Consider the following 12924-nt stretch of genomic DNA (forward strand, 5'->3'; position numbering starts at 1 on the left):
CCGTTCGGCACCTCGGGCGATGCCGCACGTCATGCCGCACGACCCCAAGGAGCATCGTGTTCGCACCAACGAGTGCCAGCCTCGCCAGACCCGGACGTAGGCGACTGGTCGCCGTCGCCGCCGGTCTGGCCCTCGCCGGTGGTGTCATCGCCGCCCTGCCCGGTGACGCCGTAACCTCCGCCAGCGCGTCGACCTATACCGCCGTCGGCGCACCGCTGACCGGTCCGCCGCGCGCCGCGCTGGCGACCGTGGACGCGCCGACACCCGACGTACTCGACATCGACTTCGAGGGCGGCGCCCCGCACGAGCGTGCCCAGTCGCTCGAGCCGCGCACCTGGGGTGCGCCGACGTACGGCACCGACGACACCCTCGCCGAGATGCCGACCGATGTCATGACCGTCGACGGCACCGACGACGCGGTCTCCGTCGAGCACGACCCGTGGGCCGACCTGCAGCAGGGCTTCACCATCGAGTGCGTCTTCCGGGTCGAGACCACGCTGCCCACCACCAACGAGAAGGACCTCTGCTCCAACAAGGAGGCGGGCGGCTACTCGGTCTACGTGACCGGCTCCAACCTGGGCACGATGGCCCACATCGGCGGCGGCTACAAGTCGGTGCTGACCCCGATCACGGCCAACCGCTGGTATCACGTGCTCTCGGTCTGGGACGGCCAGACGCTGAGCCTCTACGTCAACGGCACCAAGGCTGGCTCGACCGCCGCCAACGGCGCGCTGCAGGCCCCGGCCGCGACCTCGCGCCGCTTCGTGGTCGGCGCCGACTCGGCTCCCACCGGGATCGGCCAGCCGGCCCCGCCCGCCTCGTTCGCCGCTGCCTCCCTCTTCGCCCGGGCGGTGACCGACGCCGAGGCCGCGGCGCTGGCCGGCTCCTACGACACCGCTCCCCCGGTGCCGGCCGCGGACGTGCTCGACGTCGACTTCGACGACGGCACCCCGGCCGACGACACCGGTCGCGTCGTGACCACGGTCGGCGAGCCGGTGATCTCCGACGACACCGCGCTGGACGCCAAGGTCGCCTCCTTCGACGGCTCCAACGACGCGTACGCCTATGCGATGGGCTCCGCGGCGTGGGACCAGATCGACGAGCAGGTCTCCATCGAATGCACCTTCAAGGACAACGGCACCTTCCCCAACGGGACCGAGCACTCGATCTGCTCGGAGAAGGAGGGCGGCGGCTACTCGATCGTCGTCTACAGCGGCAAGCTGACCTTCGCGGTCCACGCCGGCGGTGCCTACCGCAACGTGCAGGTCGCGATCGAGACCGGCCGCTGGTACCACGCCGTCGGCACCTGGGACGGCTCGACCGCCCGGCTGTACGTCGACGGCGCGCTGGCCGCGTCGATCGCCGCTCCCGCCCCGCTGACCCGCCCGGGCGGCGGCGCCCTCAACTCCTTCTACGTCGGGGCCGACTCGGTCAACCAGTTCTGGTCGCCGGTCACCGTACGCAACGCGCGGATCTTCACAGACGTGCTCACCGCCGACCAGGCCAACGCCCTCAACGTGGCCGCGCTCGGTGACGTACGCGACGCCGGAGTCGTCGTCGACGGCACCACCCCCGCGGCCGGTTCGCACCTCACCACGCCGACCGAGTTCGCCGTCGACATCACCAACCAGGGCAACGCCTCCGGCTGGACCTACACGCTCGACGGCGACCCGATCCGGCCCGGCCAGGAGATCGGCGCAGGCCTCGCTCGCGGTGAGCACACGATCGAGATCACCGCGAAGGACGTCTTCGGGCGGCCGGTCGCGCACACCTCGACCTTCACCTCCGACGCCATCCCGACCGGCGGCGGCACCGACACCGGTCAGGGCAAGGGGAAGGTGACGCTCTCCGCGATCGCCAACAGCCCCGACGGCTCGGACGTGACCACCACCTTCAAGGCGGCCTCCGCCTCGGTCGCCGACGGCGGCTTCCAGGGGGTCGTGCCGGTGCTACCGAGCGCGCTCGAGTTCGACTACTCCTCCCCCGAGACGATCGCCGGGAGCCAGAAGCCGGACGGGCAGACCACCGACAGCGCCTCGAGCAAGCTGATCCCGTTCCAGCGCTACGACGTCTCCGTCCCGGCCTCCGACTCGCGTCGCCACGTGGTCTGGACCGGCACGACTGACCCGGCCCGCTCGGTCTCGCTACGGGTGTGGAACACCGTCGAGAGCCGCTGGGACGAGCTCGCCTCCGCCCGCGGGATCGCCGACGGCGACACCACGCTGCAGGGCCGGGCGCTGGCCGCCCACGTCGACAACGACGTCGTGCACGTCCTGGTGGCCGGCATCGACCCGTTCGCCGACGACCTCTCGCCGCGCGACGAGTCGGCCGCCGACGACAAGGACCACTTCGAGAACCCCGACGACTACGACTTCTCCTTCGCGCACTTCACCGACACCCAGTACATCGCCGAGGGCGCGGCCGGCGGGACGTACGAGAACTTCAACGGGATCGAGGAGCCCTCGGACGTGCAGCTGGTCGAGGAGCAGGCGGTCTGGCAGCGCGCCTACCGCGCTGAGACCGAGTGGATCCGCGACAACGCCGACCAGCGCAAGATCGAGTTCACCTCGCACACCGGCGACGTGACCGAGAACGACACCAAGGACCCGCTGGCCACCGACGCCAACGGCAACCTGCTCTACCCGGGGCTCGACGAGCAGATCACCCGCGAGTTCGAGTTCACCTCGGACGCGCAGGGCATCCTCGACGAGGCGGGTGTGGTCAACCAGGTGGTCGCGGGCAACCACGACAACCAGGGTGGCCGCGAGACCGGAGCGCAGTCGAGGTTCAGCCGCTACTTCAGCCCGTCGCGCTACTACGACGCGGCGCAGGCGTGGCCTGACGGCGCTTCCTATCACGCCTGGGACGAGGAGACCGACGCCTCCGGCAACGTGGTCACGCCCGGCACGGACAACCAGAACAACTACGTGCTCTTCTCCGCCGGCGGGCTCGACTTCGTCGCCGTCGGTCTCTCCTACGGCGTCACTCCGGAGGAGGCGGACTGGGCGAGCGAGATCTTCGCGCGCTTCCCGGACCGCAACGGCATCCTGAGCACCCACGCCTACCTGGCGCCCTCCTCGGCTCCCGACGGGCGTGGGGCCAACTTCTCCACCGACGGCTCCCGGCTCTTCGACCAGGTCGTGGAGGCCAACCCCAACGTGTTCCTGGTCCTCGCCGGCCACGAGCACGGCGTCGGCACGAACCTCAAGCGCGGCATCGGCGCCACTGTGTCGCACAATGTGGTCGAGCTGCTGGCCGACTACCAGTTCTACAAGGTGACCGCCGGTGAGCTCTTCCCCGACTCCGTCGACGCCTCGGGCAACATCGACCTCAACGGTGACGGGACGGTGGACCACAAGTCGACCGACCTGCTGCAGTTCGGCGCCTCCTACCTGCGCCTGCTGCAGTTCGACACCGAGCGTTCGGAGATGTCGATCGACACCTACTCCCCGCACCTGGACGACTTCGGGGCGACGGAGTACGACGACCGGCACCGCTACAACGGCGCCGAGGACAACCTCACGCTGCCCGTGGACCTCTCCACCAGGCGTACGTCCTTCACGACCGACGCGCTGACGGTAGTCACCCCGACCGACACCGTGATCGGCACCGACACCGCGCGTTCGGGCTGGCCGGCGACGGTGGAGTGGGCCGGGCTGACCGAGGGCGAGGTGTACGCCTGGACCTCGACCTCCCGCACCGGTGAGGCCCAGACGCTCGGCTCGGTCGACCAGTTCGGCGGCGTCTTCCTGGCCACCGCGGCCGGCACCGACGCGACGCCGCCGGTGCTGACCGTCCCGGCCTCGACGACGATCGAGGTGGGAGCGGAGTTCGACCCGCTGGACGGGGTCAGCGCGACCGACAACACCGACGGTGACCTCACCGGCAGCATCCAGGTCTCCGGCAGCGTCGATGTGAACACGCCGGGCGCCTACCCGCTCACCTACACGGTCACCGACGCCAACGGCAACCAGGCCGTCGCCTCGCGCGCGGTCGTCGTGGAGGAGGCAGACGTCCCTGAGCTGACCCCGGTCAGACTCACCGCGAAGGACGTCACGGTCCGCTTCGGACGGGACCTGGTGCTCCGTACGTCGGTCGCGCCGCGCAGCGCCACCGGCACGGTGCAGTTCCTCATCGGTGAGGACGTCCTGTGCGAGGCGCGGGTGCGACGCGGGGTCGCCGAGTGCGAGGTCGACGTGCTGCCTCCGCCGGGCCGTCACCAGGTGCAGGTCTTCTACCCGGGTGACGACACACACGCACCGGCCACGACGAACCTCACGCTGACGGTCAGGCAGCGTTAGTGCCTCGTCTCCTCAAGGTTCTCGCGGTGGTCGCCGGCATCCTGCTGGCGGCCACCGCGGGCCTGCCCGCCGACGCTCATCCGTTCGGAGCCCCGCAGACCGCGACGATCGCCGGCACCACCGGCGCTCCCGAGGTGACCTGGCGGTTCGGGGCCACCGATGACGTCGCCTACCTCGCTGTGCAGGTCGGAGCCCTGCCGCCGGACCGGATGACGCTCGACGGCGTCGTCCTCTACGAGCCCGGGGACGAGAAGGCACTGGCGCGGTCGGAGGCCTACGCCGACTATGTGCTGGACCACATCCGGATCGAGGGCTGCGACGGGTCGGTCGAGGCCGGCCAGGATCTGATCGCCGATGGCACCACGGTCACCTTCGACTGCCCGTCACCGGCCTCGGCCACGAAGATCGAAATCGACATGATGACCGACCTGCATCCGGCGTACCAGACCCTCGCCTCGGGGCCGAACGGTCAGAAGGCGGCGTACGCAGGGACCACCCGCTCCCACGGCTGGTCCCTCGACGAGTCCCGGGCCGCGGCAACCGGGCTCAGCGCACTGCTCCAGATCGGCGGCACCCTCGGCGCGATCGCGCTGGTCGGTGCCGGCGGGTGGTGGCTCGTGCGGCGTCGCCGGCGGGCGGAAGCTAGCGCTTCAGCTTCTTGATCTCGTCCTTGGCGGCCTGCTGGGCGATCGCCTCGGCCTGGGCCTCCTCGCCGAAGACACCCTCGACCTTGGCCTTCTCGACCTTCTTGAACTGACGCAGCATGCTCCACGCGATCACCGCGACGGCGACGCAGAGCGCGATGAAGATGCCGAAGGCGGTCCAGCCCGCGACCACGTCCTCGTCCTGGGGCGGGGTGGGCTCGGGAGCGGGCTGGGAGGTGTGCAGAGTCTGCGTCGTCATCGGGAGGCCGGACATACTGACATTGTCTCACCTGTGCCTGAGAGATCCTCAGGCGGTGACGACCTTGCCGAAGCTGATCTCGCGGCCGACCGCGGCCTTGCCCTCGTCGTCGGCGGTGGAGACGTCGAGACCGGCGAAGAGATCGGTCTCCTCGCGCTTCTCCGCCTCGGGCACCGGCACGTAGGAGGTCACCAGCTCGTAGTCCTCGGTCGGCCAGGCCTCCTTCTCGATCTCCCGGGGCACCGCGAACCAGGGACCGTCGGGGTCGATCTGGGTGGCGTGCGCGAGCAGGGCCTGGTCCCGTACGCCGAAGAAGTCAGCGCACTCCACCTTCGTGGTGACCCGCTCGTCCCAGCCCGGGTCCTGCTTCCAGTCCTCGAGGCGCTCCTCGTACGGCGAGGCCAGGCCATGACGCTTGATCGCCTCGTGCAGGGCGATCATGCGGGGGTAGTTGAAGGTGTGGCTGTAGTAGAGCTTCAGCGGCTGCCACGGCTCGCCCGCGTCCGGGAACAGGTCAGGGTCGCCCGCCGCCCGGAACGCCTCCACCGAGACCCGGTGGCACATGATGTGGTCCGGGTGCGGGTAGCCCCCGTTCTCGTCGTACGTCGTGACGACATGCGGCCGGAAGGACCGAATGATCTCGACGAGCCGGCGCGTACTCACCTCGAGCGGCGTCCGGCCGAAGCAGCCCTCGGGGAGCAGCGACCAGTCCTTGGCCCCCATCTCCTTGACCAGCATGAACTCCTCGACCCAACCGGAGTCGACGAAGCCGAGCCAGTCCTGCTTGATGCCGAGGATGTCGCGGGCGCGATGCATCTCCTCGCGGCGGATCTCGTGGATGTTCTCCAGGATCCCGGGGCGCTCCATCTTCGGATTGAGGATGTCGCCCCGCTCGCCGCCCGTACACGTCGCGACATGGACGTCGACCCCTTCGGCGACGTACTTCGCGGTGATCCCCGCGCCCTTGCTCGACTCGTCGTCGGGGTGCGCGTGCACGTGCATCAGGCGGAACGCCTGCTGGAGCTGCTCTGGCATGGGTTCAATCCTAACCACGCTCCGTCTCACCAATCGGTTACCCGCTCCCACTCCGCGGACAACTTTGGTGGTAGGCGTCCGGGGACGGATGTGCGGTCTCCTTCGGCGGGGTGGGACCATGTTTCCCGTGAGCACGCCGTCATCTGCCGAAAGCGGATCCCGAAGCCGTGAGCCTGCTGAAGCGGAGCCCGAAGCCATGAACTCTGAAGAATCCCGCATCGCGGCCCGCTACGGCCGCGGCCCGAGCCGTCGCCCGGGCGTACTCATGATCGGACTTGTCCTCGCCCTGGTGGCGATCATCGGCTGGTTCGGCTGGGCGCTGTGGCTGGCCCTTCACCCCGAGGTCTCCTCAGGGCTGGAGAAGTGGGAGGCCGTCAGCGAGAACGAGGTCGAGGTGACCTTCGTCGTACGCCTCCACGACAAGGACGCCAAGCCGGTCTGCTCCGTCGAGGCCGAGGACGACCAGGAGGAGAAGGTCGGCCACCTCGAGTTCACCGCCACCGAGGGGCGCCAGACGATCACCATCCCGACCGAGCGCCGTGCGCTGCGGGTCGAGTGGGGTGAGTGCACGGTCGAGTGACCGTACTTCTCAGGCAATCCCTGCACTTCTCTGGCGTTGCATTGCCAGAGAAGTGCAGGGATACCCGGTTAACCGGGTATCCCTACCCGGTGAAAACCTCAGTCTTCAGGATCTCGACCTTGAGCGGCCCGCGAGGACCCTCGTAGGTCACGGTGTCACCGACGCTGGCACCGATGAGGGCAGCGCCGATGGGCGAGGCGGCAGAGGAGATCTCGACGCCGCCCGCGTAGTCCTTCATCTCGATCGAGGCGATGAGGCGGGTCTCGGCCTCGTCGTCGTCATCGCCCTCGAACTTGAATGTGACCAGCTTGCCGACCGAGACGACACCGTCGTCCTCGGGGACGGTGGTGTCGGCCTTGCGCAGCAGTGCCTCGAGCTGCTGGATCTGACCCTCGAGCTTGCCCTGCTCCTCGCGAGCGGCGTGGTAGCCGCCATTCTCCTTGAGGTCACCTTCGTCGCGGGCGGAGCTGATCTCGGCAAGGATCTCCTGGCGTCGGGGGCCCTTCAGGGATTCCAACTCCGCGGTGAGCTTGTCGAATGCACCCTTGCTGAGCCAGATAGTGGCAGCCGTGGTCTCGGTCGACTGAGTCATAGCGAGTTACTCCTGATGGGTAGTGAATAGGTAAGGGGCGCCGGTCAACCCCCATCAACCGGCGCCTTTTCTCCCTGCTTTGCGGGCATGGTTTCACCCAGCCGAACGTTCCACGGGAGATTGTCAGAAGGTTCAGTTTAACAAGGCAACCACACCCGAAGACAGTTCGCGACCGAAACGTTGCGCAATCTGACCTCGGGACCGTTCCACGGAACGTCAGGCGTGGCCTTGGTGCGTGGTCGCGGGATATCCCTTGCTGCGCAGCTGTTCGAGCACTCGCTCGGCGTGGGTCTGACCCCGGGTCTCCAGCTGGAGCTGCACGCCGACCTCGGCGAGTCGTAGTCCAGGGTTGGTGCGCGAGTGCACGACCTCCATGACGTTGGCTCCGGTGTCGCCGATCACCGACAGCAGGGTGGCCAACGCACCGGGCTGGTCGGGGATCGTCACCGCGACCGGCAGGTAGCGCCCGGCCAGCGTCATGCCGTGCTGGATCACCTTGCCGAGCAGGAGTGGGTCGATGTTGCCGCCGGAGAGCACCACCACGACGGGGCCCTCGAAGGCCTCGGGCGCGTCCATCAGAGCGGCCACGCCGACCGCGCCGGCGGGCTCGACGACCAGCTTGGCCCGCTCGGCGAGCGCCAGCAGCGCCCCCGAGATCGCTTCCTCCGAGACCGTACGGATCTCGTCGACGTAGGCCTGGATCATCGGGAAGTTGGTCTCCCCCGGCAGGCCGACCGCGATGCCGTCGGCCATCGTCGGCATCTTGTCGAGCCGGATCGGACGGCCCTCGCGCAGCGAGACCGGGTAGGCGGCGGCGGTCTCGGCCTGCACGCCGACCACCTTCACGTCGGGGTGCTTCGACTTGATCGCGAGCGCCGCACCGGCGAGCAGCCCACCACCGCCGAGCGGGATGACGACGGTCTTCACGTCCGGCGCCTGCTCGAGGATCTCGAGCCCGATCGTGCCCTGACCCGCGACGACGTCGGGGTGGTCGAACGGGTGGATCATCACCGCACCGGTGCGCTCGGCGAAGGCCATCGCGGCCTCGAGGCACTGGTCGACGTACTGCCCCTCGAAGATCACCTCAGCGCCGTACGCCCGGGTGGCCTTCTCCTTCGGGATCGGCGCGCCCTCGGGCATGAACACGGTGGACGGGATGCCGAGGGTCGTCGCCGCCAGCGCGACGCCCTGGGCGTGGTTGCCCGCGCTCGCGGCCACCACCCCGTACTTGCGCTGCTCCTCGGTCAGCCGGGCGATGCGTACGAAGGCCCCGCGGGCCTTGAAAGAGCCCGTACGCTGCAGGTTCTCGCACTTGAGGATGACCGTGTCGCCGATCATGTCGGTGAGCCAGCGGGCTCCCTGGACAGGGGTCTCGGTGATGTGGTCGCGCAGCAGCTCGCGGGCTTCGAGGATGTCGCCATACGTGGGCTGACCGGTCGTCGGCTGACCATGCATCTCAGGCACTGCCTGCTCCTGGGCTCGGCGGGGGTGGGGAGGTCGGGCCGTTGGCCGGCAACGGAGGCGGAGGCGACGTCGGCGCCTGAGCTTGGGCCGGGGCCGTGGCGGTCAGATGGTTGGCCACCGCGTTGAGGGCGGCCACCAGCGGCACTGCCACGAGCGCACCGGCCACGCCGCCCAGCACGATGCCGGTCGCGACCGCCAGGATGACGCCGAGCGGGTGGACTCGTACCCAGCGGCCGAGCAGGAACGGCTGCAGGCCGTGTGCCTCGAGCTGCTGGACCAGGATCACGCCACCGAGCATCAGCAGCGCCGTCAACGGGCCCTGGGAGACGAGCGCGACGAGCACGGCGACCGCGCCGGCGACCGTCGCACCGATCAGGGGGACGAACGAGCTCAGGAAGACGAGTACGCCGATTGCCGCCACGAACGGGACCTGCAGGGCCGCGGCGATGATCATGATGCCGACCGCGTCCACCGCGGCCACGATGACCGTGGCCCGGGTGAACTGGGTCAGCGACACCCAGGCGACCCGGCCCGAGCTGTCCATCCGGCTGCGCGCGGCCCGCGGCGCGAGCCGGACCAGCCAGCCCCAGATCCGCTCACCCTCGGCGCAGAAGAAGTAGGTGGAGAAGAGCACGATGAACAGGCCGGCGAAGACGTCGAGGGCGACCCCGCCGACCTCGCTGACCCGGGAGAACGGGTTGGAGGCGTACGACGCCGCCCACTCCTCCAGGGTGTTCTGCACCGTGTTGAGCCAGGTGTCGATCTGGGTCTCGCTCGCGTTGAACGGCCCGTTGATCAGCCAGTCGCGGATCTCGTCGAGCGCCTTGACGGTCTGCCCAGCCAGGTCGTTGAACCCGTTGGCGACCTGCGTGCCGGCGAAGCTCAGCAAAGCGATGACCACCACGAGCACGCCGATCACCACAAAGAGCGCCGAGATGCTCCGCTTCAGACCGACCCGAGCCAGGCCGTTGACGACCGGGGAGACGAGCGCGGCGATCAGCAGCGCGATGATCAGCGGGACCACGACGATGCTGAGGTAACCGAGAGCGCGGACGATGAGGTAGCCGGCGGCCACGATGACCAGGAACCGCCAGGCCCACTGCGCGGAGAGCTCGACGCCATAGGGGACGTCGGTGCGGCTGACCGCCTTGGGAGCGGTCACCGGCTCCGGCGCGGCCAGCTGCTCCTGGCGCTCCTCACGCAGACGCTCGAACTGGTTGACGAGGCGTAACGCGAAGTTCTCGGCCGACTCACGGGCCTCCGCGGCGGCCTCCTTGGCCACCTCGGCGGACTCACGCGCGTCGGCTTCGTCCTGGGCGTGACGGTGTTCCTCACGCGCCTGCCGGTTGCGTCTGAACGCGCCTGTCATCCGCTCGAGGCCATCCTTGGCGGTCCGCTTCTCGCCCCCGGGAACATCCCCCTGATCTGTCACCTGACAGAGGCTACCGGGAGGGTGTGAGGTGGGTCGCAAGGTGCCTTGCCGTCGCGGGGTGCGACCGCGCGAGCAGGCCCACCGCGGCCAGCACGTAGTCGCTGTCGACCTCCCGCAGCGGCTCGTCCGGGAGCTGCCATCCACCGCGGGCCGACCAGCGCATCACCCGCTCCTCGATGCCCCGGCGACCGTGCCGGAGTACGCCGCCGGAGCCGATCACCACGCCGACGCGGCGCAGGTCGGTGCCGGTGCGCTCGATGACCTTGCCACTCGGGGACAGGACGACCCGGGAGCGTCCCGCGTGCCGCTGCAGGGCGGTGGAGATCGCGATCCTCGCCAGGAGCTCGTCGATGTCCTTGTCCTGCTCGGTGCGCGGCAGCCAGCCGGGGTGGTTGCGCCGATGCTCGACCTCGCCGGAGAGATCCGACTCGGCGAGGCTCGGGTCGGAGTGATCGGCCGCCGCGAGCGTCGTGGTCGCCGACCAGCGCATGCCCAGATCGCCTTCGACGGTCCGGGTAACCGGGGTGACGGCGACGACCTCCTCGCGTACGTGCTCCGCCTCGGGGTCGGGGCGGACCACGCTGTGCACGTCGGTCGTGGCGCCGCCGACATCGACGACGACCACGTCCTCGCCGAGCACCTCGGCCAGCGTCTCGACTCCCTGGAGCACTACATCGGGGGTCGCCCCCTGGACGATCCGCCGGAAGTCTGCCCGGCTGCTGAGGTTCTTGCCGCCGATCACGTGCTCGAGGAACATCTCCCGGACCGCCGCGCGGGCGCTCTCGGGCGCCAGCACGCCGATCTTGGGAACGACGTTGTCGGCGACAATGACGTCGAGGCCCACCTTGGTGTTTGCCATATACCCGGCCGCCTGATCAACAACCGCGTTGTTGCCGGCAACTACCACCGGGCCGTGCCATACGCCGGCGCGTGTTGCCGCTGCCAGTTCCTCCGCGCCCTGGAGCAACGCCTCCCCGTTGCCTCCATCCGTTCCTCCCGTGAGCAGCACAAGGTCCGGCTTTGTCGTGTCGAGTGTGCGGCGAAGTGCTGCCCTGGCGTCAGGTGAGGCCATCGAGACGACCGCGACGACCTTGCCCCCGCTCGACAGCGCCACCCGGCGCCCGGCCTCGGCGGTCACCAGCTCCTCGTTGCCGACCACGGCGATCCGGAGACCACCGCCGGCCGAGGAGCAGGCGAGGATCTCGGCGTCGGCCGCCCGGGAGTCCTTGTCGGTGAGCACGGTCAGGCAGGCGTCGTACGCCTCCATCACCTCGTGCAGCGACGTCGGTGCGCTCGCGGTGCCGAGGATCTCGCCGGAGACGAGGTCGACGTGGAGCGCCTTGGTCCAGGTGGAGCCGAAGTCGACGCAGACGGCGGTCTGTGGCGCGTCAGCTCTGGTCAAGGGCCTGCTCGAGGTCCGCGACGAGGTCCTCGGCGTACTCGATCCCGACGGAGAGCCGGACCAGGTCGGCCGGCACCTCGAGGTCGGTGCCCGCGACCGACGCGTGGGTCATGCGCCCGGGGTGTTCGATCAGGCTCTCGACACCGCCGAGCGACTCGCCCAGCGTGAAGATCTTGGTGCGCTCGCACACCGCGAGCGCAGCGGCCTCGCCGCCGGTGACGCGGAAGGAGATCATGCCGCCGAACCGCTTCATCTGCTTCTGGGCGATCGTGTGCCCGGGGTGCGTCTCCAGGCCCGGGTAGATGACCTCGCCGACCTTCGGGTGCGAAGTCAGGAAGTCGGCGACGCGCTCGGCGTTGTCGCAGTGGCGGTCCATGCGTACGGCCAAGGTCTTGAGGCCACGAAGCGTCAGCCAGGCACCGAACGGGTCCGCGATCGCGCCGGCGGCGTTCTGGAGGTAGCCGATCTTCTCGGCGAGCCCGAGGTCACGCACGATCACAGCGCCGCCGACGACGTCGGAGTGGCCACCGACGTACTTCGTCGTGGAGTGCACCACGACGTCGGCGCCGAGGGTGAGCGGCTGCTGCAGGTACGGGCTGGCGAAGGTGTTGTCGACGACCAGCAGCGCGCCGGACTCGTGGGCGACCGTGGCAAGGCCTGCGATGTCAGCGATGTTGAGCAGCGGGTTGGTCGGCGTCTCGACCCAGACGACCTTGGTCTTGCCCGGCTGGATCGCGGCCGCGACCGCGTCGACGTCGGCGACCTGGGCCGGGGTGTGCGCGATCCCCCACTGGCTCTCGACCTTGTCGATCAGCCGGTGGGTGCCGCCGTAGGCGTCGTCGGGGATGACCATGTGGTCGCCGGGCCGCATCAGGCTGCGGATCAGGGTGTCCTCGGCGGCCAGACCGGAGGCGAAGGCGAACCCCTTCTCGCCGTCCTCGACAGCCGCCAGCGCGCCCTCGAGCGCGGTGCGGGTCGGGTTGGCGGAGCGGCTGTACTCATAGCCGTTGCGCAGGCCACCGACGCCGTCCTGCTTGTAGGTCGTGGTGGCGTAGATCGGCGGGATCACCGCACCCGTCGTCGGGTCGGGCTCGTAGCCCGCATGGATCGCCTTGGTCTCGAAACCGGCCTTGCCGAGGTGCTGCTGCTCGCTCACACAACCGAGCCTACGTCCGATCCCACCTCGCAGCCCATCCGGGAACGTTCGCGCGTCGA

General features: G+C 69.5%; 10 protein-coding genes. 3 read left to right on the top strand and 7 right to left on the bottom strand.

Going from position 1 to position 12924, the window contains the following annotated elements; translation table 11 throughout:
- Positions 1-56 precede the first annotated feature (56 nt).
- The gene (locus tag ABZU72_RS07685; RefSeq protein WP_355018267.1) at positions 57-4301 is read left to right on the top strand and encodes a LamG-like jellyroll fold domain-containing protein; all 4245 of its coding nucleotides are present in this window, start codon (positions 57-59) and stop codon (positions 4299-4301) included.
- On the top strand, positions 4301-4963 hold the full coding sequence (locus tag ABZU72_RS07690) for a hypothetical protein (RefSeq protein WP_355018268.1): 663 nt from the start codon (positions 4301-4303) through the stop codon (positions 4961-4963). The genes ABZU72_RS07685 and ABZU72_RS07690 overlap by 1 nt, the downstream gene beginning before the upstream one ends.
- On the opposite strand, the gene ABZU72_RS07695 is transcribed toward ABZU72_RS07690, so the two are convergent.
- Both ABZU72_RS07695 and mca read right to left on the bottom strand, forming a co-directional pair.
- Complete coding sequence (locus tag ABZU72_RS07695; protein ID WP_355018269.1) at positions 4944-5204, bottom strand: hypothetical protein; 261 nt, start codon at positions 5202-5204, stop codon at positions 4944-4946. The genes ABZU72_RS07690 and ABZU72_RS07695 overlap by 20 nt on opposite strands.
- A gap of 48 nt (positions 5205-5252) precedes the next feature.
- Positions 5253-6239 (bottom strand): mycothiol conjugate amidase Mca, encoded by a 987-nt coding sequence (mca, locus tag ABZU72_RS07700; protein WP_355018270.1) that lies wholly within the window; start codon positions 6237-6239, stop codon positions 5253-5255.
- Between the two features lie 196 nt (positions 6240-6435).
- On the opposite strand from mca, the gene ABZU72_RS07705 reads away from it, so the two are divergent.
- A complete protein-coding gene (locus ABZU72_RS07705) occupies positions 6436-6819 on the top strand; it encodes a DUF4307 domain-containing protein (RefSeq protein ID WP_355018271.1) in 384 nt (127 codons plus the stop codon).
- Between the two features lie 82 nt (positions 6820-6901).
- Here ABZU72_RS07705 and greA read toward each other — a convergent pair whose 3' ends face one another.
- The 5 genes from greA to ABZU72_RS07730 all read right to left on the bottom strand — a co-directional run bounded on the left by greA (position 6902) and on the right by ABZU72_RS07730 (position 12865).
- A complete protein-coding gene (gene greA / locus ABZU72_RS07710; RefSeq protein ID WP_355018272.1) occupies positions 6902-7411 on the bottom strand; it encodes a transcription elongation factor GreA in 510 nt (169 codons plus the stop codon).
- A gap of 216 nt (positions 7412-7627) precedes the next feature.
- Entirely contained in the window at positions 7628-8866 is a 1239-nt protein-coding gene (gene ilvA, locus ABZU72_RS07715) for a threonine ammonia-lyase (protein WP_355018301.1), read from the bottom strand.
- Position 8867: 1 nt separating this feature from the next.
- Complete coding sequence (locus ABZU72_RS07720) at positions 8868-10307, bottom strand: AI-2E family transporter (protein ID WP_355018273.1); 1440 nt, start codon at positions 10305-10307, stop codon at positions 8868-8870.
- A gap of 10 nt (positions 10308-10317) precedes the next feature.
- Positions 10318-11709 carry a glutamate mutase L gene (locus ABZU72_RS07725; RefSeq protein ID WP_355018274.1) on the bottom strand — a complete coding sequence of 464 codons (1392 nt, stop codon included), beginning with the start codon at positions 11707-11709 and terminating at the stop codon, positions 10318-10320.
- Entirely contained in the window at positions 11696-12865 is a 1170-nt protein-coding gene (locus ABZU72_RS07730; RefSeq protein ID WP_355018275.1) for a cystathionine gamma-synthase, read from the bottom strand. The genes ABZU72_RS07725 and ABZU72_RS07730 overlap by 14 nt, the downstream gene beginning before the upstream one ends.
- Positions 12866-12924: the final 59 nt, after the last annotated feature.

The organism is Nocardioides sp. NPDC004968 (assembly GCF_040608935.1).
GTDB lineage: Bacteria > Actinomycetota > Actinomycetes > Propionibacteriales > Nocardioidaceae > Nocardioides.

Excerpts from the sequence above, each read along its gene's own strand:
- ABZU72_RS07705 (WP_355018271.1), top strand. The coding sequence starts at position 6,436 with ATGAACTCTGAAGAATCCCGCATCGCGGCCCGCTACGGCCGCGGCCCG.
- ABZU72_RS07695 (WP_355018269.1), bottom strand. The coding sequence starts at position 5,204 with ATGACGACGCAGACTCTGCACACCTCCCAGCCCGCTCCCGAGCCCACC.
- mca (WP_355018270.1), bottom strand. The coding sequence starts at position 6,239 with ATGCCAGAGCAGCTCCAGCAGGCGTTCCGCCTGATGCACGTGCACGCG.
- ilvA (WP_355018301.1), bottom strand. The coding sequence starts at position 8,866 with ATGCATGGTCAGCCGACGACCGGTCAGCCCACGTATGGCGACATCCTC.
- greA (WP_355018272.1), bottom strand. The coding sequence starts at position 7,411 with ATGACTCAGTCGACCGAGACCACGGCTGCCACTATCTGGCTCAGCAAG.